Origin of the sequence: Streptomyces sp. NBC_00096 (assembly GCF_045041305.1) — a bacterium.
Lineage (GTDB): Bacteria > Actinomycetota > Actinomycetes > Streptomycetales > Streptomycetaceae > Streptomyces.
Genome location: NZ_CP108221.1, coordinates 708786 through 732183, shown reverse-complemented (window position 1 = coordinate 732183; position 23398 = coordinate 708786). Strand labels below are relative to the sequence as shown.

General features: G+C 74.1%; 15 protein-coding genes and 1 pseudogene. 6 read left to right on the top strand and 10 right to left on the bottom strand.

Features of this window, described 5'->3' with window-relative positions; genetic code table 11:
* Positions 1–93 precede the first annotated feature (93 nt).
* Positions 94–3318 (bottom strand): NACHT domain-containing protein, encoded by a 3225-nt coding sequence (locus OG904_RS03280; RefSeq protein ID WP_405487168.1) that lies wholly within the window; start codon positions 3316–3318, stop codon positions 94–96.
* 245 nt (positions 3319–3563) lie between these two features.
* Between OG904_RS03280 and OG904_RS03275 the strand changes: the two genes are divergently transcribed.
* Entirely contained in the window at positions 3564–5192 is a 1629-nt protein-coding gene (locus OG904_RS03275; protein WP_405497728.1) for a serine/threonine-protein kinase, read from the top strand.
* A gap of 420 nt (positions 5193–5612) precedes the next feature.
* Here the strand turns inward: OG904_RS03275 and OG904_RS03270 are convergent.
* Positions 5613–6332 (bottom strand): annotated as a pseudogene (locus OG904_RS03270) (IclR family transcriptional regulator C-terminal domain-containing protein); the annotation flags it as partial.
* Between the two features lie 848 nt (positions 6333–7180).
* Positions 7181–7708: a sigma-70 family RNA polymerase sigma factor gene (locus tag OG904_RS03265; RefSeq protein WP_405487166.1), complete on the bottom strand. Its 528-nt coding sequence runs from the start codon at positions 7706–7708 to the stop codon at positions 7181–7183.
* 344 nt (positions 7709–8052) lie between these two features.
* On the opposite strand from OG904_RS03265, the gene OG904_RS03260 reads away from it, so the two are divergent.
* The 3 genes from OG904_RS03260 to OG904_RS03250 all read left to right on the top strand — a co-directional run bounded on the left by OG904_RS03260 (position 8053) and on the right by OG904_RS03250 (position 13769).
* Positions 8053–10359 carry a hypothetical protein gene (locus tag OG904_RS03260; RefSeq protein WP_405487164.1) on the top strand — a complete coding sequence of 769 codons (2307 nt, stop codon included), beginning with the start codon at positions 8053–8055 and terminating at the stop codon, positions 10357–10359.
* Between the two features lie 260 nt (positions 10360–10619).
* Positions 10620–12335: a methionine--tRNA ligase gene (metG, locus tag OG904_RS03255; protein ID WP_405487162.1), complete on the top strand. Its 1716-nt coding sequence runs from the start codon at positions 10620–10622 to the stop codon at positions 12333–12335.
* A 198-nt stretch (positions 12336–12533) separates the two neighbouring features.
* Complete coding sequence (locus tag OG904_RS03250; protein WP_405487160.1) at positions 12534–13769, top strand: glycosyltransferase 87 family protein; 1236 nt, start codon at positions 12534–12536, stop codon at positions 13767–13769.
* Positions 13770–13826: 57 nt separating this feature from the next.
* On the opposite strand, the gene OG904_RS03245 is transcribed toward OG904_RS03250, so the two are convergent.
* The 4 genes from OG904_RS03245 to OG904_RS03230 all read right to left on the bottom strand — a co-directional run bounded on the left by OG904_RS03245 (position 13827) and on the right by OG904_RS03230 (position 18857).
* Complete coding sequence (locus OG904_RS03245) at positions 13827–14510, bottom strand: response regulator (protein ID WP_405487158.1); 684 nt, start codon at positions 14508–14510, stop codon at positions 13827–13829.
* On the bottom strand, positions 14498–15805 hold the full coding sequence (locus tag OG904_RS03240; protein WP_405487156.1) for a sensor histidine kinase: 1308 nt from the start codon (positions 15803–15805) through the stop codon (positions 14498–14500). The genes OG904_RS03245 and OG904_RS03240 overlap by 13 nt, the downstream gene beginning before the upstream one ends.
* 80 nt (positions 15806–15885) lie before the next feature.
* The gene (locus OG904_RS03235) at positions 15886–17397 is read right to left on the bottom strand and encodes a YfcC family protein (protein ID WP_405497726.1); all 1512 of its coding nucleotides are present in this window, start codon (positions 17395–17397) and stop codon (positions 15886–15888) included.
* Between the two features lie 47 nt (positions 17398–17444).
* Entirely contained in the window at positions 17445–18857 is a 1413-nt protein-coding gene (locus tag OG904_RS03230; RefSeq protein ID WP_405487154.1) for a M20/M25/M40 family metallo-hydrolase, read from the bottom strand.
* Between the two features lie 370 nt (positions 18858–19227).
* Between OG904_RS03230 and OG904_RS03225 the strand changes: the two genes are divergently transcribed.
* Both OG904_RS03225 and OG904_RS03220 read left to right on the top strand, forming a co-directional pair.
* Positions 19228–19830 carry a hypothetical protein gene (locus OG904_RS03225; protein WP_405487152.1) on the top strand — a complete coding sequence of 201 codons (603 nt, stop codon included), beginning with the start codon at positions 19228–19230 and terminating at the stop codon, positions 19828–19830.
* Positions 19831–19868: 38 nt separating this feature from the next.
* On the top strand, positions 19869–20645 hold the full coding sequence (locus OG904_RS03220) for a hypothetical protein (RefSeq protein ID WP_405487150.1): 777 nt from the start codon (positions 19869–19871) through the stop codon (positions 20643–20645).
* Between the two features lie 109 nt (positions 20646–20754).
* Here the strand turns inward: OG904_RS03220 and OG904_RS03215 are convergent, their stop codons facing one another.
* From OG904_RS03215 to OG904_RS03205, 3 genes are all read right to left on the bottom strand, one after another.
* Entirely contained in the window at positions 20755–21942 is a 1188-nt protein-coding gene (locus OG904_RS03215) for an MAB_1171c family putative transporter (RefSeq protein ID WP_405487148.1), read from the bottom strand.
* Entirely contained in the window at positions 21939–22496 is a 558-nt protein-coding gene (locus OG904_RS03210; RefSeq protein WP_405487146.1) for a toxin-antitoxin system, toxin component, read from the bottom strand. Before OG904_RS03210 ends, OG904_RS03215 begins: the two co-directional genes overlap by 4 nt.
* Before the next feature lie 64 nt (positions 22497–22560).
* Positions 22561–23229 carry a helix-turn-helix domain-containing protein gene (locus OG904_RS03205; protein ID WP_405487144.1) on the bottom strand — a complete coding sequence of 223 codons (669 nt, stop codon included), beginning with the start codon at positions 23227–23229 and terminating at the stop codon, positions 22561–22563.
* Between the last annotated feature and the right edge of the window lie 169 nt (positions 23230–23398).

Genomic DNA, 23398 nt, shown 5'->3' with positions numbered 1-23398 from the left:
TTGCCGTTCGACGATCAGCCACGGTCCGACACCTTACCCGGAGCGTGGCGGATCGGATCAGGGCCCGGGTGGCGGCCGGCGGGGTCGGCCGGGTCAGTCGTCCAGGGCGAAGACCCCCAGCTGATCGGGGAGCGCGGACCCGCCCCGGAGCTGGTCGGACGGCAGGTCGATGTGGAATCCCGTCAGATCGGGCATCGACGCCAGCGGGGAGACGTCGATCTCGCCCCCGGCGGCCGGCTTCCCCCTGAAGCGGCAGACGAGGAGGCCGGGGAAGACGTGCGGCAGCCGGTCGATCACCTGCTGGGCGACGTGCACGCCGTCGTGGTCCCGCAGGTGCAGATCGATGACGTGCGGCAGGACCGTGCCGGTGGGAAGGGTCGTGAACGAGAGCGCGTCCACGGCGAGGTACGTGAGGGAGGGCAGAGCGGAGATCTCCTGCCAGTCCCCGGCGGACAGCGGTCCCGGGGCATTGAGGGAGGTGAGCCCGGTGAACCGGTGCAGTCCTGCGAGCCCCCGCTCGGGAAGGGCCTCGCCCGCCACGTGCAGCTGCTGCAGGGGCGCCTGCGGATGGAGGCGGTCCAGGGACCAGCCCAGGGCGGCCGAGCTCCTGATCCGCAGGTGGGTGAGGGCCGCCAGGCTCTCCAGCGGGCGCAGGTCCACGGCCGTCGTGGTCTCGATGTGCACGTCCCGGAGCGGGAGCCCGCGGAGGGGGGACAGATCGACGAGACCCGGGCAGTCGGCGGCCACGAACACGCCGAGGCCGGTGTGCCCGGAAAGGGGTCCCAGATCCCGGACCGGGTGCTCCATGAGCCGCAGCCCCGTCAGGGTGTGCCGGGAGAGGTACGAGTCGAGGGCTTCCACGGACACGGCGGCCCTGACGTCCAGCGAATCCACCCGCACCGTCAGGCGTTCCAGCTCGTGCAGCTGTTCGTCGGAGGTGACGGTGTAGTGGAGTCCGTCCGGGTCCAGCCGCGCGATGACCTCCTCCGCGTACCGAACCGTGTCGTAGCGCGACCAGGCCCAAACGAGCTGACTGCGCACGGCGAGGGAGGGGTGCCCGGCGTACCCGGCCAGGAAGGGCAGGGCGGCATCGGAGGTGATCCGGGAGGCCGCGACCACCGTCCAGGACGCCTCCATCTCGCTGAGGCCCTCGGGGCCGGGCAGGAGGTCCAGGACCAGCGGGCCCACTTCGCTCAGGGCGCGGGCCTCGATGTCGCCGCGTGGCGGAATCACGTGCCGGGTGCGGGCCTCCACGGCCGCCCGGACGGAAGGCTCCAGAGTCGTGGCGTGTTCCAGGCAGGCGGCGGCGAGCAGGTAGACGCGGAACCCGGTGCGCTGATCGCCGGCGTGGTCGCCGATGGCCAGCAGGTCCCCGAAGAACGCCACCCGCTCGCGCGGCCGGGCCAGGGCGACCGCCATCCGGATGACGTCCTCCCACTGGTCGTCGGCGGCGTGCGAGGCGAGCAGGCCGAAGTCGCCCTCCTCCACCGCGGCCCGCGCACCCAGGAAGTCCTGGAAGGTGCGGTGGACGAAGTCCACGGTCCCCGGAGCCGGTTCGCGCAGCAGCCCGCTGCGCTGGAGGAAGTGCTCGAAGACGGTCCGCGCATCACCCAGGGCAGCCGCCTCGGGGACGGCGGGCAGGGCCCGGCCGATGATGTCCTCGGCCCGCGAACGGTCCATCTCCGTACGGCCGTTCTTGATCAGCCAGTACGCGAGCCGCTGGAGCAGGTCGAGCTGCGGCTCCTCCCGGAGGTCGGGGACCTTCATGTCCCGCTCCCGGTCCCGGCGGCTGATCAGCATCGACAGCGCGGCCTCGTACAAGTCCTTGCGCCCGTGCGGGAGATAGCCCCGCCGGTCACGGTGCAGCGCGCAGATCAGCCCGCACATCAGCGGGTTCGTGGCCAGCCTGCCGAGGTCGCCCTTGGTGCGGACGGCGGTGAGGAGCTGCGCCTCGTAGCCGTCGAGTTCGGGAGCGTCGCCGGCCTCGCCGCGGGCAGCTGCGTGCCAGCGCCTGATGAAGGTGGCGGTGTCGGAGGGCCCCATGGCGGACAGCGCCAGCTCGCCGAATCCGTCCTCCGAGAGCCAGTCCTGGCCGACGGCCGACGGGCGGGAGGTGACCAGCCAGCGGTTGTCGCCGTCGTACGTGTCGATCAGGTCCCGCAGCCAGCGGCGCGTCCGCTCCCGTTCGGGCTCCGGGACCTCGTCGATGCCGTCCACCAGGACCAGGCCCCGCCCGGCGGAGAGGACCCGGTGCTCCCAGCCGGGCGGCTGGGAGCCCGCCAGGGGACAGCCGGTCGCACCGAGGAAGTCCTTGGGCGCGGGCAGCCGTTCGCCGTGGCGCGTGAGCGTGCGCAGGGGGAGGACGAAGGGAACCCGGTCGCGGAGGTGCGCGGGCCGGTCCGCGCGGTCCTGCTGCGCCGCGGTGACGGCCAGCCACTGGACCAGCGTGGTCTTGCCCGAACCGGCCTCGCCCCGCAGCAGGACGCGCGGGCTGCGGGCCAGCGCCTGGTCCGCGGGCCGGGACTCGGCGAGGTGCCGCAGCCCGGCCCGCCGGGCCTCGCGGTGGTCGTCCGCACTCTCGTACGCGTCGAAGGACGGCTCCGGCGCCCGCGGCGGCGCCGCCTCCAGACTCAGGTACGCCACGTCCAGCGGCCACCGGGCCGGCGAACGGCTCAGGTCGATCCCGTAGATGGTGAGCCTGGCGTGCCTCTTCGCCACGTAGGGGAGGTACGCCGCCTCGAACGCGGCGTCGGCCGCGTCGGGCAGCGGGCTGCGCCGGATCAACTCGTCCGTCTTCGCCGTCAGTTCGCCGACCGCGCGGGTCTGGCTGACCAGTGCGTGGGCCGTGAACGTCTTGCGCTGGGTGAAGAACTCCAGGATGTGCAGGGCGGCGACGCCGAGCAGGGCCTCGTAGAAGTGCGCGGCGTCGGCGGAGAGACGGCGCTCCGGATGGTCGCCCGCGCGGCGCAGCTCGCGGGCGAAGGCCTCCGGGCCGAGGCGAACGGCGTCGACATCGGTGATCGTGAGGTCGCCGAGGGCGTGCAGTGTCGTGGCGAGGGCGTCGGTGACGGCCTCCTCCTCGTCCGCCGGTACGCGGCGTTCGCCCGTGCGCTGTGCCTGCCGGACCAGAGTGGCGGCCAGGTCGTGCACGTCGGACTCGGTGAGGGTGCGTTTCTCGCCCTTGAACGAGACGTATCCGGAGAGCCGGACCGGCTTGTCGACCAGGCCCGCCCCGGGGGCTTCGGCGACGAAGAACTTCCGGACGAGCGGTCCGACCACGGCCGAAGCCAGCCGGAGCCCGATGGCTGTGGGTTCCACGTGTGCCCCCCCCGTAGAGCTGTGACCGGTGCCACCGCGATTCTAGGGTGCGGCGGGGTGCGCCGGCGGGGCGCTGACGGGGAACGCCGACGGGGCTTCGGCGCGGGGAACCGGGAGGCGTGCAGGCTGCGGCATCATGGGCCCGGGACCAGGTGAGGGGGAGCGCAGTGGCGCAGGACGAGGTGCGCGGCAGTGTCGTGGTGGCCGGGCGGTACCGCCTGGAAGAGCGGCTGGGCCGGGGCGGGATGGGGACCGTCTGGCGGGCCACCGACGAACTCCTCGGCCGGCCGGTCGCCGTCAAGGAACTCCACATAGGCGAGGGCGACGGGGCCGGAGTGGCCGCCGGGGCACTGCGCGAGGCGCGTGCGGTGGCACACGTGCGCCACCCCCATGTCGTCGTCGTCCACGACGTGGTCGAACACGACGGGCGCCCCTGCATCGTCATGGAACTGGTCGACGGCGGTTCGCTCGCCGACCTGATCTCCACCGGGAAGACCCTCACCCCGGTGGAGGCGGCCAGGACCGGGCTCGCGCTGCTCGGCGCCCTGACCGCCGCGCACAGCAGGGGAGTGCTCCACCGGGACGTCAAACCGGCCAACGTCCTCATGGAGGCGGGCACCGGCCGGGTGGTCCTGACCGACTTCGGCATCGCCAGGCTCTCCGGAGCCACCACCATCAGTCAGACGGGCGCGTTCGTCGGTTCGCCCGAGTACACCGCTCCCGAGCGGATGCAGGGCGCCGAGGCCGGTCCGGCCGCCGACCTGTGGTCGCTGGGCACGCTGATGTGTGCCGTGCTGACCGGGGAGTCGCCCTTCCGGCGCGATTCGCTGGGCGGCATCCTGCACGCCGTCGTCTCCGCCGAGATCCGCCCGCCCGCGCAGGCGGGTCCGCTGCTGCCGGTCATCCGGGGCCTGCTGGAGCGCGACCCGGAGCGCAGGATGACGGCGGCCGAGGCGGACCGGCTGCTGTCGGCGTACCTGGCCGGCGGCGCCATGGAGCCCGCCGACCGGATGCCCGTACCCGTACCGGCGCCGGCGGCGGCACTGGGGTACGGACCCCAGTCGGCGCCGGATTCCGAGGGGTTGACGGCGCCTGCCGTGGCTCCGCGCCCGACGGCCAGGCAGCTCGTCGCCACCCGGCCGGGCCTGCGCCTCGGGCTGGTCGCGGCCTCCGTCGTCCTGGTGGCGGCCGGAGCGGTGGCCGGCGCCTCGCTGCTCGGCGGCGGGGAGAAGGCGCAGGGCCAGGGTCAGGGTCAGGGTCAGGGCCAGGGTCAGGGGGCGGGCCAGGGGGCGGGCCAGGGGCAGGCGTCGCGGAGCGCGCCCGTGGCCGGGGCCTCCGGAACTCCCGTGTCCCCGGCCTCCCCTGCGCCCCCGAGCCCGACTCCGACTCCGGTGGGCGGGAGGTCAGGCGAGCTGCCAGCCGGGTACCGGACCTTCGCCGATCCCCAGGGCTTCGGCATCGCCGTACCCGAGGACTACCAGCGGGCCACCGACGACCAGCGGGTCTTCTACATCTCGCCGGACGGCGCCTTCCGGATCGGGATCCGGGTGAAGATGCCGGTGCCCGGCGGCCCGCTCGGCGTGATGCGGCAGGCCCATGCGAACGGCCCGGACACCAACCCCGGCTACCGCGCCGGCTCGGTCGTCTCGACGAAACACGGCAAACTCCCGGCCGCCCTCTGGGAGTTCACCTGGGACGGCTTCTCGGCGTCCGAGGGAGCCCGGCACAGCTACGACCTGTGCTGGGACGAGAACGGCCGGATGTACGACATCTGGGTCTCCGCGCCCGTCGGCAAACTCGCCGAGGCCAGGCGCCACTTCGACACCGCCCTGGCCACCTTCGTCCCCGGCACCCCGGGCCCCGTGACTCCCTGACCGTCCTCAGGTCCGCAGCACCACCAGCCCGTCGGCCGTGCGCAGACTGCCCGGCACCAGCGGTGCGAACGTGTGCGGGAGCACCAGCCCCGGGGCCCCGCCGGCCTGCGGTGCGTCGAAGAGGTACGCCGCCTCCGAGGCGCTGTCGCTGACCAGATGCGGCCCCCCGGCCCCGCCCCCGCCCCCGCCCGAGCCCCGCGGAAGCGGCGTCCGGAAGAGGCTGCGCAGGTGCCGCAGGGTCTCCGCCGTGACCGGCACCGGACCCGGAACGGCATCCGGGTCCTCCGGGGTCCGGTGGCCGTCCGAGCGGTCCGAGCCGTCCGGCGCGGCCCCGGGGTCCGTGGATCCGGCGGGATCCGCAGGGTCCAGGGCGTCCAGGACGGTCGGGTCGTCCGCGGGATCCGGCGGGATCGCCCCGGCCAGCAGCAGCGCCAGCAGTACCGGCACCGCTTTGCGCCGAAGCGCCCCGGTGGCCCGCTCCAGCCGGTGCGCGTGCCCGCCGGGCAGCGACAGCGCGAGGCTGCCGGCCGCGTCCCCGATCGTGAGGGGTACCGCCGCGCACACCACGCCGGGGGCGTATTCGCGCAGGTCGAAGACGGGCGCCCCGGGGGCCACCGCGTCCAGCGCCGTGAACAGGGCCCGGCTGTCGGTGATGGTCCGCTCGGTGAGCCGGGCGGTCCGGTGCCGGGCCACGTGGTCGGCACGGCCGTCGTGGTCGAGCTGGCTCAGCAGGCACTTGCCCACCGCGCTCGCGTGCGCGGCGTCCCGGAAGTCCACCCACTCCCGCACGGGCGGGGCCCCGGGACCGTCCGCCATCTGGGTGATCCGGACCTCCCCGTCCACGTACCGGCTCAGGTACACGGCCGCGCCCGCGCTGTCCCGGGCCAGGGCCAGGGTGCGCTGCAGCTGGCCCGCGAGGCCCCGGCCGCCCGGGGCCGCGAGCCGGTCGAGGGCCGGCCCCGGGGCGTACACCCCGACGCCGGACCGGTACGCGTACCCCTCCTCGCAGAGCATCGACAGCACCGGCCCGAGCTCCGCCTCGGCCAGGCCCGCCTCCCGTCCGAGCGGTCCGGCCCGCACTCCGAGCGGCCGCCGCTCCAGGACCCGTACGACGGCCAGGGCGCGGCGCGCCGCAGCCAGGGCCTCGCCCCCGCCGGGCTGGACGACGGTCCCGCGGGCCGCCGCCGTCAGCGAGGGGTGGCGCAGTGGGCCGGCCCCCAGCCGGGGCGGCCGCGCCGGGGCGGTGGCCGGCCGGAACGCGTCGAGCGCCAGGGAGACCCCCGGTCTGGGCAGCGGCACCGGGCCCAGGTCGGGATCGTGGAGCTGGTCGACGTAGCGCAGGACGGCCGCCTGCGCGCACAGCCGCACCTCGCGCAGATCCCGGTGTCCGTGCGGCCGGAAGCGGCGCCTGCTCAGCTCCAGGGCCCAGACCCGGGCGTCGTGGTGCTCGCCGCGCCGGGAGTGGTCGAGGAAGAGGCAGTACGCGGCGTGCGTGGTCCGGGTGCGCCCGGACCCGGCGGCGAACTGCCACCAGAACCGGGCCCCTTCGCGCAGGCCGGCCAGGTGCAGCAGGCAGCCGAAGACGACGGCTCCGGGCAGGTCGGCGTGGCCGCCGCTCTCGAACGCGTCGAGCCGCTCCCGGGCCCCCGTGGCGCAGACGGAGGCCAGACAGGCGGCCTTGAGGTCGCGCCCGGCCCGTTCGGAGTCCAGCGGCAGGTCCCGCGCGGGATCGCTCCAGCCCAGCGTGCGGCGCCGGCCGTGGGCCGAACCGCGCCGGGGAACCGGCGCGGCCCCGGGCTTCGGCCCCGGAACCGGCCCCGGAACCGGACGCGGTGCCGGGGAGCCGGCGCCCCGCAGCAGCCGGGCCTCCGCCGCGCCCAGGTCGTAGTGCGGATAGCGGTCGCGCACACTGGCCCGGGCCAGGAACTGCTCCAGGGAGCGCGGGAGTCCGCCGTCCTCGCGCCTGGTGCCCCGGCTCGTGTTGCGGCTCATGATTCGGCGGACGTGTCGAGCAGCCGGGCGAGCCGCCGCTGGGCCTGGCCGAGCTGCGAGCGGACCGTCGCCTCGTCGACACCCATGATGGAGGCGGCCTCGCCGGGGGTGCACTGGAGCCCGTACCGCAGCAGCACGGTGTCGCGCTGGCGTTCGGCGAGCCGGGAGACGGCGGAGTAGAAGCGGATGGTGTCGGTGAGCACCTCGTACTGGTCGGCGTCCGCGTGGGCCTCCTTGAGCGCTGCCTCGAAGGCACTGGTGTCCATCGGATCCGGCCAGGGGCTGCGGCGGTACTGGCGGTCGACCAGCCGCTGTTTGAGGACGGTCCACGCGTAGGCGTCGAGGCGGTCCATGTGCAGCATCCGCAGCCATTCGCACATGATCGAGTCGAAGGCGGCGTCGACCGCCTCCTCGGCCGCGGCGTCCGAGCCCAGCTGCAGGTACGCGAACCGCATGTAGGCCGGGCGCCGGTCGGCGTGGAAGGCCCAGTACGACAGGCGTGCCGTCGAATCCCACTGGGTCATGGGAGTCGGCCGCCGTCGCCGGCTCGGCAGACCCACGGCCCCGCCACCGGACTCCTCCGGCCCGCTGCCATCGCTCACCGCTCCACCCCATCCCGTGTGCGCGGCAAGGAAATCAGCGCGGGCGCATCCAGAGGGCGCAGAGACGAAACCTGGAGGAATTACGTTCAGTGATGTCCGTGTGCTGATCGATGTCGACCACACGCGCGCTCAACCAGCACAAACGCATATGCCCCTCCGTTGTGCCTCCCGTTCCGCGCTCCGTCGGGGTGCACGGCGTGTGACCATCCCAAGATTCACTCGTTTGCCGGAGCGTGGGCACAACACAGCGATTCGGATCCACTGCCGTGGAGCAGGCCGAGGCCGTCCTCGTCGAGCAGTACCCCCGACTGGTGCGGCTCGCCTACGTGACGCTCCCGGTCACCCTGGGCCGTCATGCCCGGGTGCTCCTCGCGCACAAGGCGGTCCAGCGGGCGCTCCCGCGCGGCGGGCGCGGCACCACTCAGGCCCCGGCCGGTCCCGACGGCCCGGGCGCCCCGCTGACCGAGGTGCGCGTACGGGTCCTGCGCGCGAGCCTGGCTCCGTCCGGCCGGGCCCGCACCGCCGCGGCCGGACTCGGGTGGCCGCCGGTGCCGCCCTTCGTGTGGGGGCTGCGGCTGTGGCCCCCGGCGGGCGGGATCGACGAGCTCGCCCGGTCGCTGGGCGGGGCACCGGGACCGGTCCGGGCCGCGTTCGTGCTGCACGGCATCGACGGACTGCCCGAGGAGGCGGTGGTCCGGCTGCTCGCCGCGGCCGGGGTGGGGGATCCCGGGGACGCGGTGGCGCTGGCCGCGCGGATCCACTGGACGGGCGGGGCGGGCGGGGGCGGGGCTCCGGAGCAGGGAGGCTCCGCGGCGGGTGCGGGTGCGGGTGTCGGTGCCGGTGCGGCGGAAACGGCGGCGGCGGCGGAGACGGCCGGGGTCTCGCCGCCCGGGAGCGGGGCCGGGGCCGGGCCGGGGGTGGAGGGGTTCGCCGGAGCCTTCGCAACGACCGGACCCTTCGCAACGACCGGACCTTTCGCAACGACCGGACCTTTCGCAACGACCGGATCCTGCGAAACGACCGGACCTTTCACAACCACCGGAGTCGTCGCAACCACCGGAGCCTTCGCAACGACAGGTGGCGTCCCCGGCGGGGACCCCATCGGCGAAACGCTCCTGCACGCCGTGCGCGGACCCGGGTTCGACGCCACCGTGGTCAGCGCCCGCCCCACCGACCTGCTGCGCCGGCGCCGCCGGACCCGCGCGGGCTGGACCGCCGCGGTAGCGCTGGCCCTGGCCGCCGTCTTCCTCGCCGCCGACGGGTCGCCGCGCCCCGACGCCTCGCCGCTCGCCGGACCGGCCGCCGCCGGGGTGCTGGACCCCGCCCGGCTCGTCCGTGTTCCCGCCGGGGCCTGGGCCGACACCGCCCGGGTCGACTTCACCGCCTGGCCCGCGCGCGGCGCCCGTACCGCCGACCGGGGGCTGCTCGCCCGCGCCCTCGGGGCCTGGGCCGCGCGCCCCCGCGAGGTGGAGGTCACGGCCGCGCCGGGGACGGCGACCGACGCCCCGCTGCGCGCCCCGCAGCTCCTGTACGCGGGGGACGTCGCGGGGCGGGCGGTGGTGCTGCTGAGCGACGGGGACCGGGTGGTGCGCTACGGCGAAGCCGCCGACGGGCCGCGCGGGCGGGAGCTCGCGTTCGCCCGTACCGACGAGGCGAACGTGACCACCGCCGCCGCGCTGACGCTGACCCGGTCGGCCGGAGCCGGTGGTGCGGGCGGAGCCGGGGGCCGGGCCCGGTACCTGCTCGCACCGTGGATCGCGCGGGCGGGCACCCGCGACCTGCTCCGGGCGGGGGACACGGCCCGGCCCCTGTCCGTCTCCGCCGACGGGGTCACGGCGGAGACCGCGGTGCCCCGGACCACGGTGCCCCCCGCGGACGGCTCCGGCGGCCCCGGCGGCCCCGGCGGAACGTGCGGGACCTGGCCGGTACTGGAACTGACCTCCTCCGCCCGCATCGTGGAGAAGCACGCCTTCGTCCTCGCCGACCTGGGCGCGCTGACCCCCGTACACCTGACCTACACGCCGCTGCCCGACGGTCCGGCCGCCGTCGCCGCGCGCCAGCCGCGCGAGGCAACCGGCCCCGCCGCGCGGGCCGCGTGGGCGCCGGTGGCCTGCCGGCTGCGGGAGTACCGCGACGGCTCGGTACGGGCCGTCAACATCTGGGACTTCGCCGACTCCGAACTCCCCGACGGCGCGGGCCGGGCCGTCTGGACCTGCACCCGGGCCTCCGGCTGGTCCGGCCCGGGCGACGTACTCGTCCAGCTGCGCCCGCCCGCCGGGCCCCCGCAGGACGTGGCACGGTCCCGGTCGACCGCGGCGTGCGGGCGCTTCGGCCAGCACGTGCTGGCGGGCACCCGGTGGCGTTCGCCGGCCGGCCGCTGGTACCTGCTGGCGGCGGGCAGCCGCGAGGTCGCGGGCATCACGGCGGACGGCGCCGTCCGTGCGGAGGCGGCCGGCCGGACCCTGGCCGTACCCGTCGCCGGACCGCAGGGCCCGGCGCCCGCCCTGACGGGCCGGCTGGCGAGCGGCGCCCGGATCACCGCGCTCGACGGCGGCCCGGGCGGCCGCGACTGACCGCCGGCGGAGGCGAGGAGCCGTCGCCGACAGCGCGGCGGCGGCGCGGACGGAGGCGCGGACGGCGGTCCGGTGGCCGCTTCCCCCGCTGTACCATGGCCGCAGCGCGAGGGCCGTGACGCAGTGGTCACAGCCCTCGCTTTTGCGTTGCACCCACTCACGTCCACCCCGAAGAAATGCGGCGCGTGGCGTTTCGGCGGTTCGATACGATGAACCGCACGTCACGTTGTACCGGCATATATGAAATGGAGCATCCGAGGATGGCTCGACACCTGATCACCAGCGCGCTTCCCTACATCAACGGGATCAAGCACCTGGGCAACATGGTCGGGTCGATGCTTCCGGCGGATGTGTACTCCCGGTACCTCCGCCAGCGCGGCCACGACGTCCTCTACATCTGCGCCACCGACGAGCACGGCACCCCCGCCGAGCTCGCCGCGAAGGAAGCCGGGATCTCGGTCGCCGAGTTCTGCGCGCAGGCGCACGACGCCCAGAAGGCGGTCTACGACGGCTTCGAGCTGTCCTTCGACTACTTCGGCCGCAGCTCGTCCGCGCAGAACGCCGAGATCACCCAGCACTTCGCGCGCAAGCTCCAGGAGAACGGCTTCATCGAGGAGCGCGCGATCCGTCAGGTGTACTCGCCGGTCGACGGCCGCTTCCTGCCGGACCGCTACGTCGAGGGCACCTGCCCGCACTGCGGTTACGACAAGGCCCGCGGCGACCAGTGCGAGAACTGCACCCGCGTCCTGGACCCCACGGACCTGATCGAGCCCCGCTCGGCCATCTCCGGCTCCACCGAGCTGGAGGTCCGCGAGACCAAGCACCTCTTCCTCCTCCAGTCCGCGCTGCAGCACGAGGTCGAGGCCTGGGTCGCGGAGCACGAAGAGGAGTGGCCGCAGCTGGCGTCCTCCATCGCCCGCAAGTGGCTGACCGAGGGCCTGCACGACCGCGCCATCACGCGTGACCTGGAGTGGGGCGTCCCGGTCCCGGCCGACACCTGGCCCGAGCTGGCCGCCGACGGCAAGGTCTTCTACGTCTGGTTCGACGCCCCGATCGAGTACATCGCCGCCACCAAGGAGTGGTCGGACGCCGACCCGGCCAACCGCGACTACAAGGCCTGGTGGTACGAGGCCGAGGACGTCCGCTACACGCAGTTCATGGCCAAGGACAACGTCCCGTTCCACACGGTGATGTTCCCGGCCACCGAGCTCGGCACCCGCGAGTCCTGGAAGAAGGTCGACTACGTCAAGGCCTTCAACTGGCTGACGTACTACGGCGGCAAGTTCTCCACCTCGCAGAAGCGCGGCGTCTTCACCGACCAGGCCCTCGACATCCTGCCGGCCGACTACTGGCGCTACTTCCTCATCGCCAACGCGCCCGAGTCCGACGACTCCTCCTTCACGTGGGAGCACTTCACCACCACGGTGAACAAGGACCTCGCCGACACCCTCGGCAACTTCGTCAACCGCGTGCTCTCCTTCTCGCGCAAGCGCTTCGGCGACGAGGTCCCGGCGGGCAACGCCGCGGGCGAGGCCGAGGTCAAGCTCGGCACGCAGATCGCCGAGCTGCTGGCCGAGTACGAGGGCCACATGGACACCCTCCAGTACCGCAAGGCGGCCGCCGCGCTGCGCGCCCTGTGGTCGGCCGGAAACTCCTACCTGGAGGAGAAGGCCCCCTGGCTGGAGATCAAGACCGACCCCGAGGGCGCCGCGCTCACGCTGCGCACCGCGATGAACCTCATCCACCTCTACTCGGTGGTCTCCGAGCCGTTCATCCCGGCCTCGGCGCGCGCCATGCGCTCCGCGTTCACGCTCGCCGACGACACGGCGGCGTGGATCACCCCGGAGCAGGCCGCGGCCCTCGACGCGGTGCCGGCGGGAACGCCGTTCACCGTGCCGCCGGTGCTCTTCGCGAAGATCACCGAAGAGGACCTGGAGTCGTACCGCGAGCGGTTCGGCGGCAACCCGGAGGCCTGAGCCTTCCGGCCGGTCGACCCCGTCGACCCGGTCGGCCCCGTCAACTGACGCAGGGGCGGCACCCGTTGGGGTGGCGCCCCTGCGGCGTTCCCGGGCGCGCCGCCGCGGCACGTCCGGACGGGGGGTAGGGAAAACCCCACTCCGGACAGTCCACTTGGGTGTGCAGACCGGGCCGGTCCGCGCGGCTGGAATGGAGGCATGCCCCCTTCCCGCACCTCCAGTGCCTTCCGTGCTTCCCGTGCTTCCCGTGCTTCCCGTGCCTTCCGTACGTCCGCGGCCTCCCGGTGGACCGCCGGCTGGCTGCTGGCCGCCGCGTGGGCGCTGTCCTTCCCGCTCTTCTCCACCCTCGGCCCGCACCGGCTGTGGGGCGGCTGCGCGGCCGTCGGCTACCTGGCCGCCGCGGCCCTCACCGCGCGCCGGCCGGGTGCCGCCCTCGCCGCGGCCCTGACGGGAGCGGTGGCCGTGCCACTGCTGTGGCTCGTGCTGAGCGGACAGGGCCAGTCCGAGGTGATGGTCATCGAACGCTCCGGCCGGCTCCTGCTGGAGTCCGGCCGGCTCTACGTGGACCACCCGGCCGGGGTCGAGGAGTACACGCCCTACCTGCCCGGCACGGCCCTCTTCGGCATCCCGCACGCCGTCCTGGGCGGCCCGTTCGGCGATGCCCGGCTCTGGTGCGCGGCGGCGCTGTTCGGCGGTCTGCGGGCCGGGCGGCGGCTGCTCGGCGGGGAGCACGCCGGCCGGGTGCCGCTGCTGGTGGCCTCACCGGTGGTGGCCCTGCCGCTGGTGGTCAGCGGGGTAGACCTCCCGCTGGCGGGGCTGCTCTGCCTGGCCCTGGCGGCCGCGGGGGCCGGGCGGCCGGTCCTGGCCGGGGCGGCGCTCGCGGGGGCGTGCGCGCTGAAGTGGACGGCGCTGCCCGCGGTGGCGGTGGTGGTCGCCCTCCTCGCGGTCCGCCGGGGCCGCGCCGCGGCGGTGCGCTGCGCCCTGGTGGCGGTGGGCGGCTCGGCCGCGCTGATCCTGCCGGGCGCGCTGCTCCAGCCGGCGGAGCTGTGGCGGCAGGTGTTCGCGTTCCCGACGGGCCGGGCCGAGGTGCCCACCCCGGCGAGCAGCCCGCTGCCGGGGCACCTGCTGGCCGAACTCGCGCCGTGGGGTTGGTACCTGACGGTGGGCCTGCTCGCGGTGGGCGGCCTCGCGATCGCGGCGTCCCTGCTGGTGCGGCCGCCGCGCACGGTGGTGGCGGCCGCCGACCGGCTCGCCATCGGTCTGACCCTGGCCTTCGCCCTGGCCCCGGCGGGCCGCTTCGGCTACCTCGCGCTGCCGGTGCTGCTCTGCGTCTGGGCCCGCTCCTGCGCGGTCCCGGGGGTCTCCCGGATCGTGGCGGGCCCGCGGCGGCCGGGAACCCTCCGTCCGGCACTGCCGGGCGGCGCGACCCGGTGAACCCTTCCGGTCACGGTGCCGGGCGTCGCGGGCCCGGCAAGATCCGAAAGAGACGGCCTAGTTCCGCGCGCCCTGGTTCTCCGTGCCGCGCAGGTGGGCCAGGACCGCCAGGACGCGGCGGTTGCCCTCGGTCGGGTCCAGGTCGAGCTTCATGAAGATGCTGCTCGCGTGCTTGACGACGGCCGCCTCCGTGACGAACAGCCGCGCTGCCAGGGCCTGGTTGTTCAGGCCTTCCGCCATCAGGGCCAGCACCTCCCGCTCGCGCGGGGTCAGTCGGGCCAGCGGTTCGCCGGCCGCCCGGGAGCTCAGCAGGACGCGGACCACCTCCGGGTCGATGACCGTCTGGCCGTCCGCGACGCGCAGGAGGGCGTCCAGGAACTCCGCCACCTCACCGACCCGGTCCTTGAGCAGGTACCCGAGCCCGCCGGAGCCGCCGGCCGGGGCGGCGGCGGTGAGCAGCTGGGTCGCGTAGGCCGTGGCCACGTACTGGGAGAGGACCAGTACGGGCAGCGAGGGGTCGCGGCGGCGCAGTTCGAGCGCGGCCCGCAGGCCCTCGTCGCGGAAGTCCGGCGGCATCCGGACATCGGTGACGACCGCGTCGGGCCGCTGTTCCGCCACCGCGCCGAGCAGTTCGCCGGCGTCGCCGACCGCCGCGAGGACCTCGTGGCCGCTGCGCGTGAGCAGTTCCGTCAGCCCGGCGCGCAGCAGGACCGAGTCCTCGGCGAGGATCAGCCGGAGCACGGCACCTCCACGCGGAGCTCGGTCGGTCCGCCCGCCGGACTGGAGACCACCAGCCTGCCCTTCAACATCGCCACCCTGTCCGCGAGACCCGCCAGGCCCGCCCCCGCGCCGGGATCGGCCCCGCCGCGGCCGTCGTCGGTGATGGTGAGGGTGAGCCGGTCCCCTTCGACCCTACCGGCGACGGCGACGTGCGAAGCGCCGCTGTGCTTGGCGGCGTTCGCCAGCGCCTCCGTGACCGTGAAGTACGCCGTGGTCTCCACGGAGCCGGCCAGCCGGGGCACGTCGAGGTCCACGGTCACCGGCACCGGATGGCGCAGCGCCACCTCCGCGACGGCCGCCGCGAGTCCGTGGTCGGTCAGCACCTGGGGGTGGATCCCCCGTACCAGGTCCCGCAGTTGGCTCAGTGCCAGCTTCGCCTCGCCGCGGCCCCGGGCCACCAGCTCTGCCGCGGAGGCCGCCTCCGGCACCCTGCGCAGCTCCATCTCGGCCAGGCCCAGGGTCATGCTCAGGGCCACCAGCTGCTGCTGCGCCCCGTCGTGCAAGTCCCGCTCGATGCGGCGCCGTTCGGCTTCGAAGGCGTCGACCAGCCGGATCCGCGAGCGGGTCAGCTCCAGGACCCGGGTGTCCTCCTCGCGCGGGCCGAGCAGGAGCCTGGCGGTCTTCACCTGGGCTCCGGCGAGGAGGGCTCCCGCGTACGCGGTGACGGCGAGCCCGGCCAGGCCCGCGACGGTGCCGCCCAGGGCCTCCAGCGGGCCGGAGACGGCCTCGCCGGGGATCAGCATCACCCGGTCGGGGGCGATGGCCCAGGCGATGGCGGGCGTCGCGACGAGGATCAGGGAGAGGGCGAGCAGCGAGACGACCCCGAAGCCGGCCGGGGCGAAGACCGCTCCCAGCAGGGCCGCGTAGCCGAGCTCCCGCCACGTGGCCCGCTCCCGGAGCCGGGTCCGCAGCCACGCGGCCGCCCCGGCCCCGGCCAGCGAGGTGTGCGGATCGGTCACGGGCAGGGGCTCCACGAAGCGCAGCCGGCGCCGTTCGAGGCGCCCGAGCGGCACCGCCGCGGACACGGTCCCGAGCAGCATCAGCAGCCCGATCCCGGCCACGGCCGTCAGGACCCCGAGCCCGGCCAGGACGGCCAGGGCGACCAGCACCGGGTAGCCGATCAGGAAGCCGCTGCCGAGGTAGCCCCAGCACCGCCAGGGCCACCAGGAGCGGACCAGGAAGCGGCCCGGCCGCCGCATCGCGGCCCATGCGGAGACGGGCGGGCCGGGGTCCTGGGGGGCGGGGGAGTCGGCCATCCGTCCACCCTAGGCCGTCACTTCGGATCTTGCCGGGCCGGCAAGATCCGAAAGAGACGGCCCAGGGCCGGGGCCGCCGGCTACATCGCCGCGCCGAGCGCCAGGAAGCCGCAGATCAGCACGAGCAGGATGCCGAGCAGCGGCCAGACGAAGCGCAGGTACTTGTCGTAGCCGACCTTGGCCAGCGCGACGCCGCCGATGGTCACGGCGGTGGTCGGGACCCAGAGGTTCATCCAGCCGCTCGCCGCCTGCCAGGCCGTCACCATCAGCGCGCGGGAGACGCCCGCGAAATCGGCCAGCGGGGCCAGGATCGGCATGGTCAGGGTGGCGTGGCCGGAGGTGGAGGGGATCAGGAAGGCGAGGGGGAGGTTGACGAGGAAGACGAGGATCGCGAAGACCCCCGAAGAGGTTCCCTTGACCACGCCCTCGATCGAGTGGAGCACGGTGTCGGTGATCTTCGAGTTGTTCATGATGACCGTGACCCCGCGCGCCAGCATGATGACCAGGGCCGGGGAGATGAAGTCGGCGGCGCCCTGGATGATCGTGGAGCTGAGCTTGGCCTCGCCCATCCGGGCCACCAGGCCGATCAGTACGGCCGCGCAGATGAAGAGCGCCGCCAACTGTGCGAAGGACCAGTCCAGTTCCCAGGAGTACGGGGCCGCATCCGCCTTGCCGGTGAGCGCGCTCGACCAGGGCACCACCGAGAAGATCATGAAGGCGAAGACGAGGACCAGCAGGACCAGCACCGTCTTGTGCAGCCCCGTCAGCTCCGGTTCCGCGTCCTCGGCGCCGGTGGCCTTCTGCTCCCGGTCCCCGGGCAGGAACCCGCAGATGGACTTCGAGGGATCCCTCTGGACCCGCCGCGCGTACCGGATGACGTAGAGGACGGTCACGGCCGTCAGCACGATCCACATGAGGAACCGCAGCCCGATCCCGTCACCGAGCGAGATGTCGGCCGCGGAGGAGGCCACACCGGTCGCGAACGGGTTCACGGTGGAGCAGAGCACGCCGACGCCCGCGCCGAGGATGGCGGCGCCGACGGCGACGAGGCGGTCGTAGCCCAGGGCCAGCATCATCGGCACCAGCAGGCCGTAGAAGCCGAGGGTCTCCTCGGCGAAGCCCTCCACCGTGCCGAGCACGGAGAAGACCACCATCACCGCGGCGATCAGCAGCCCCCCGCGTTCGCGCAGCCGGTGGGCGAGGCGGGCGATGCCGCGGTCCAGGGCGCCGGTCGCGAACACGACGGTGATGAACGCGCCGATGGCGAGCACGAAGAGGAAGACCCCCGCGCTGCCGTACAGGTCACCGCTGAAGGTGGGGCCGACCTGGCCGGTCTTGGGGTCCTGGAGGCCGTAGAGGCCGTTGACGGGGGAGAGGAACAGGTCGTTCAGGCGGTCGGTGAAGCTCCGCGCGCCGTCGACCCGGTGGTAGGTGCCGGAGACCGGGGCGCCGCTGTCGCTGCGGTCGTACTGGCCGGCCGGGACGAGGAAGGCCAGGAGCCAGACGGCGACGGTGACGATGGCCAGGATGGTCAGCGCGCTGGGGAAGGCGAACTTCCGCGGGGGCGGGGGCTCCTGCTGCGGAGCCGGCACCGCCGGTGCCGGAGGCGGGGGAGGGGTCGGGGGCGGGGTCGCGGTGGTCACCGGGCGCCTCCGGAGGCGCCCTCGGCCGCGCCCGGCGAGCGGTCGGCGCGGAAGTCCGCCGCGTACTCCCGTACGAAGGCGGCCATCGCCACCACCGTGTTGCGCACCTCCGACAGCAGCACCCGCTCGTTCGGCGCGTGCAGGTTGCACATGCTGTCCTGCGCGCCGAACAGCAGCACCTCCGCGCCCGGAGCCGCCTTCGCGAGGCCGTTCACCAGGGGGATGGAGCCGCCCGTGGCCACGTACGAGGCCGCCGTGCCCCAGGCCTCCTTGAGCGCGGTCAGCGCCGCCCGGTACGCGGGCCCGCCCGTGCGCGCCTCGAAGCCGGGGCCGGTGTCGCCCGGGGTGACCTTGAGCGCGATGCCGAAGGGGCGCTGCGCGCGCAGGTGTTCCACCAGTGCGGCGCGGGCCTCCCGCGGGTCCTGGAGGGGATGGAAGCGCAGGTTCAGCTTGGCCCGCGCGTACGGGACCACCGCGGAGGCCGCGCCCGCCACGTCGGGCGCGTCCAGCCCGATGACGGTGACGGCGGGCCCGCTCCACAGGCGTTCGCCCAGCGAGCCGGTGCCGATCAGCGGCAGGCCGTCCTGCACCGAGGCGAGGTCGCGGAACTCCTCCTCGGTGTAGGTCGTTCCCTCCCAGGGATCGCGGCGCAGCCCGGGGACCGCCACGTCCCCGTGTTCGTCGTGCAGGGTGGCCAGCGCCCGGAGCAGGACCAGCAGGGCGTCGGGGGCGGCGCCGCCGAACTCCCCGCTGTGCCGGGCCTCCGCCAGGGTGCGCACCTCGACCACGACCTCGCACGCTCCGCGCAGGCCGGTGGTCAGGGTGGGGGTGCCCGGGCGCAGGTTGCCGAGGTCGGCGATGACCATCGCGTCGCACGCGAACCGGTCCGGATCGGTGGGCGGGTAGTCGTCGAAGGGGCTGCCGTACTCCTCCTGCCCCTCGATCACGATCTTGATCCCGACGGGCGGGCGGCCGCCGTAGAGCCGCAGCATGCCCAGGTGCGCGATCACGTTGGACTTGTCGTCGGCGATCCCGCGCGCCCGCAGGGCGCCCGGGACGCCGGGGACGGGGGTCGGCTCGAAGGGCGGGGAGAGCCACAGGGTCGGATTGCCGGCGGGCTGCACGTCGTAGTGCCCGTAGAGCAGGACGGTCGGGGCGTCCGGGTGCGGTGGCGGGATCTCTCCGTAGATGACCGGGGCGGTGTCCGGGAGGTCGATCCGCTCGATGGTGGGGACGCCCGCCTCGCGCAGCAGCCCGACGAGCAGGTCGTGCGCCTCCTCGACGGGCTCCGGCGGGTACCCGGGGAAGGACACCGAGGGGATGGCCGCCAGCCGTTCCAGATCGGCCCGCAGGCCGTCCATCAGGGCGTCGACCTGTCCTTCGAGGGTCTGCGAGCCGTCCGCGTCCACCTGCCACCGTCCCTGTGCTCGCCGGGCGACCCCGCTGAGCTGCGGGATCGGGTCCTCCGATCATCGGCGGGCGGAGCGGCCGGTGCCGTGGCGGAATGGGCCGGGCGGGTGAACGGCGGCCCGGGGGAGAAGGGCCCGGCGGGTGAGTGGCGGCCCGCGCGGGACGGGCCCGGCGGGTGAGCGGCGGCCCGGGGGAGAAGGGCCCGGCGGGTGAACGGCGACCCGCGCGGGACGGGCCGGGGCCGGCGGTGCGGCTCGAAGTCGGCTCCCGGGCATGGATCTTGACCTGTCTGCCGCGTATCGAAGCACCGCCGTGATCGTTTCTTCAGATGTAGTCCTCATCCCTGCTGCGGAATCGGGAGAACGCGCGGTGACCGCTTGGCAGTACTTCGCCGGGGCCGGCCTGGTGGCGGCGCTCTGCCCGCTGCACGGTCATGTGGAGGTCGCCGGGGACGGCCACGGGCGCGGTGCCCGGGTCGACCTGTGCGTCCCGGCCGGGCCGAAGCCGGCGCGGCCCGCGGTACGGCCCTCCCCGGGGACGGCGGCGGTACCGCCCGGCCGGCCGCGGGTGACCCTGCCCGGCCTGGCGGGGCCGACGGTGCGCCACCCGGGCCGGGGCCCCCTCGCGCCCCTCGTGCCGCCGGCGTCTCCCGCGGCTTCGTGGCCGGGTGCGGTGGCGGAGCCCGCCCCGGGGCCGACGGCGGAGGCAGGGGCCGGGGCGGCGCAGCCGCGGGCGGCCGCGGAGGACGGGGCCGGGGGTGCGGAGGCGGCGCCCGGCGGAGCGGTGGCTCCGCACCGGGGCGCAGCGGTGGCCGCGCGCGTGAGCCGCTTCCACGTGCGCCCGTACCACTCCTCGGCACTGGCGCGGCGCGGCCCGGACGGCATGTCCACCCTGATGCTCATGGTCGTCGTCACGACCCCGGCGGTGCTCGCGGCCGTCGCGCTGCGGCCCCGTTCCAAGAGTCGCCGCTGACCGTTCAGTCCGTTCCATTCAACCTACGGAGAACCCTCGTGTCCGAATGGCTGGTCCTGGCCATCGCCATGGCGCTCGTCTGCGCCCTCGTCCTCACCTTCACCGCGATCCGGCACCGCCGGGTCGCGGCGGACGAGGACACCAGCGAAACCCCCGACGTCATCGAGTACATGGTGATGATGGTCGGTGTGGTCTACGCGATCGTGCTCGGCCTGGCCATCGCGGGCGTCTGGGAGGCGCGCGGCGCCGCCGAGGACAGCGTGCGCCGCGAGGCCCAGTCGCTGTACGAGGTCACCCAGCGGGCCGACGTCTACCCGGCCCCCGTCCGCGACCGGATCCGTGGCGAGGTCGACGCGTACGTGTCGCACACCGTCAGCGTGGACTGGCCGAGGCTGACCTCGGGGGCGCCCGCCTCGCCGGAGGGCGGCGAACTGCTCGGCAAGCTGCGCAGCGACGTCACCCACCAGAGCCCGGGCAACGAGCTGCAGGCGCAGGCCTACCAGCCGCTGCTGGACCACATCGCCGCCGCCGACGACGCCCGCCACGAGCGGACGCAGAGTGACGAGTCGACGCTGCCGGGTGTGGTGTGGCTGGGGCTGGTGGCGGGCGGTCTGGTCACGGTCGGGCTGATCTTCACCCTGCAGATCCGGCGGTCCGGACGGGAGCTGCTGCTGGCCGGGCTGTTCAGCGCGCTGATCGTGTTCCTGCTGTTCATGGTGTGGAGCTTCGACGCGCCCTTCGGGCGGGACGGGATCGATTCGGCGGGGCCGTTCCAGGACCTGTTCCCGGCGGTTTCCATGGCGGCGGGGCGCTGATCCCCGCCGGACGCTGACGGGGGTGCGGACGGGCGGACGCGGACGGGAGGGTGCGGACGGGCGAGCGCCGACGGGCGAGCGCCGACGGGCGAGGGCTGACGGGCGGGGCTCAGCTCCCCGGCAGGAGGGACGCCTGGCGCCGGCATTCGGCCACCACGGGGGAGTTCCGCAGGGCGTGGGAGATCCGTACGAGGTCGCGCGGACCGGCGGCGGCCGGCGGGGCCCCCTCCTCGCTGGCCCCGATGACCCGCCCCTCGGGGTCGGCCGCCCGGGCGCGCACGGCGGCCGCGACCATGGCCGCGTCGGCGACGGCCCGCGCGGTCTCCTCGTCCGCGCCAGCGGCGAAGGCCCGGGCCAGGGCCGTGTCCCGGTAGGCCTGGTCGAAGTACGGTCCGAGGTGCAGGAAGCCGTCGTGGATGTCCGACTCGCGCTGGATCACCCGGATGTCGGCGGCGGACCACCAGGACATCTGGACCCCGACCGGGGTGTCCGGCGCGGAGATCCGGACCTCGTGCCACAGCGGGCCGAGCCGCCGGTACGTGGACCAGTGGTGCCAGCTGTCCGAGAGGCGCTGACAGAGCAGCGGCAGCACGAACCCCACCGCGCTGATGAGGGCTCCGAGGGCGGCGAGCGGCGGGGCGACGTAGGTGCTCAGGTCGTCGAGCCGGGGGCCGAGCCCGATCCAGCGGCCGATGACGGCGCTCATCTTGGCGGCGTCGTAGCTGAGGTTGAAGGCGTAGCCGACCACGATGATCATCAGACCGGTCCGCAGCCAGCCGCGCACCTGCAGGGACCAGCGCCAGCACATGGCGACCATGACGAAGGCGGCCACGTTGTGCGCGAGCAGGTAGAGGCCGATCATCTGCCCCATGTACGGGGTGTTGGCGTAGAAGGTGTCGAAGTCGCGCAGCCGCTCGACGGGCGCCGCACCGAGGAGGAAGAGCGTCATCAGGGTCAGGATGACCGTGCCGTAACCGAGGATCCACCGGCGTGAGATGCGCCGGGTCTGCTCGGGCGGACCACCGCGCCAGTTGACGATCAGGACCAGGCAGGAAGCGCTGAAAGCACTGATCAGGCAGTAGACGAGCGGGGCCGAGAAGTTGGTGATGCCGGTCCAGCGGTTGACGGCCTCGATGGTGGGCGGGGCGGCGAAGGTGAAGACCGCACCGGCCAGGGTGAGCAGGGCGCAGACCGATCGCAGGAGCGGGTCACGCCAGTTGTGCCTCAGAGCCGGCAGCTTGAAGGCGAGTGCGATCGCCAGTGCCGCGGCCGGTATGTAGTAATCCTTGCCGTTCAACGGTCGTTCCTGTGCCCCCGGTATCCGAGCGATGCCTCGATGCGGCCCGCCAGCTGATCTCTCTGCGCCGGTGCACGATGGCTCGCCGAACCGGCGAGCCAGGTCCTACACCTGCTGCCCAGCAGTAAACCGAAGGTTTCCGCTTCGGTCTCCTCCTGGACGTCGGCGCGCGTGCGCGCGGCGACGCTCCGTACGGTCTCGCCGATGTCGGCCTCGTCCGACAGCAGCCGGGCGGCGACGGCGGCGCCGTCGACGTGGTGGCTGCAGTGGCCGGCCTTCATGTGCCACAGCTCGTGACCCAGGATCACCAGCTGGTGGTCGGGTGCGGTCCGTTCCTCGATGACCACCAGATCGCGGTCCGCCATGTCGAGCCACAGGCCGCTGGCCGTCCCCGGTGGGAACGAGGCCATCCGGAACTCCACCCGGCGGCCGCGGTGCTTGCTCATGCCCTCGCAGAGGGCGGCGTAGAGGTCCACAGGCTCCACGGGCGCGGTCAGGTTGATGCCTGCCACCAGCTCCCCGCACAACCGCCGCTGCTCTCTGCCTATGCTCACCGTTCTCCCCGTCGGCGCGGATCCGGATCAGGACTCAAGGATCAGACCCAGACTTTCGACTGGGTCAGGATTCGTTCGGTTTGACGCTTTCGAGAAGCATGTCCAGCCATTCGGTCACCTTGTCCCGGTGCTTGTCGCTGGGCAGTTGGGCGGCTCGCCAGGCGATGCCCCGTACGCCGTGGTTCTGAAGAAGTCTTGCCAGCGGATCGCCCGCCGAAGCGGCCGGAGCGGAGGCGGTTTCCCGGGCGCGTCCCGCGAAGTCCTGGAGCAGCTGCTGCTCGGTCCGCTGCAGCGCGTCCGTGAGGGCGTCCGCGTCGTGGGCGGTGAGGAAGCCTGCGTGTACCCCGAAGAAGCGCTGGATCGCGTCGCAGTGCTCCATGGTAGGCCTGCGGTCGCCGTTGATGAGCGCACCGGCCTGCTGGCGCGACATGGCGGCGCCGTCGGCGATCTCCTGCTGTGTGTAGCGGCGACCGTTGGGCTTGACGCGCGTGCGCCGCAGCAGGTCGAGCCGCTGGAGGAACCGGGTCTGGAGATCGGGCTCGCCGGCGGGTCTGCCGTCCAGCAGGTTCCGCACCACGTCTGCGGGGACGCCCGAGGCCTCGGAGAGGCGGCGCAGGTCGAAGACCTGGCTCAGGTCGCGGCCCATCTTGCCCGCGAGTTCTGCGACGCGCGTGACGGTGGCTGCCAGGAGCGTGTTGGCCACCGCGACGGGAGCCGGGAAGCCGTCTGTCACCAGTGGTTCTCCTAGATCGCACGAGGTCGGGGTACGGGCACGTGGTCGGCTCCTGGAATCTATCCGGTCTCTCTCCGTAGGGCTAGAACTTGCCACAGCTGTGGCGGGAATGAGCTGTCAAGAGGCTGGAATTGCCACAATAGTTGACACTCGAATGAAGTCGGTAGCA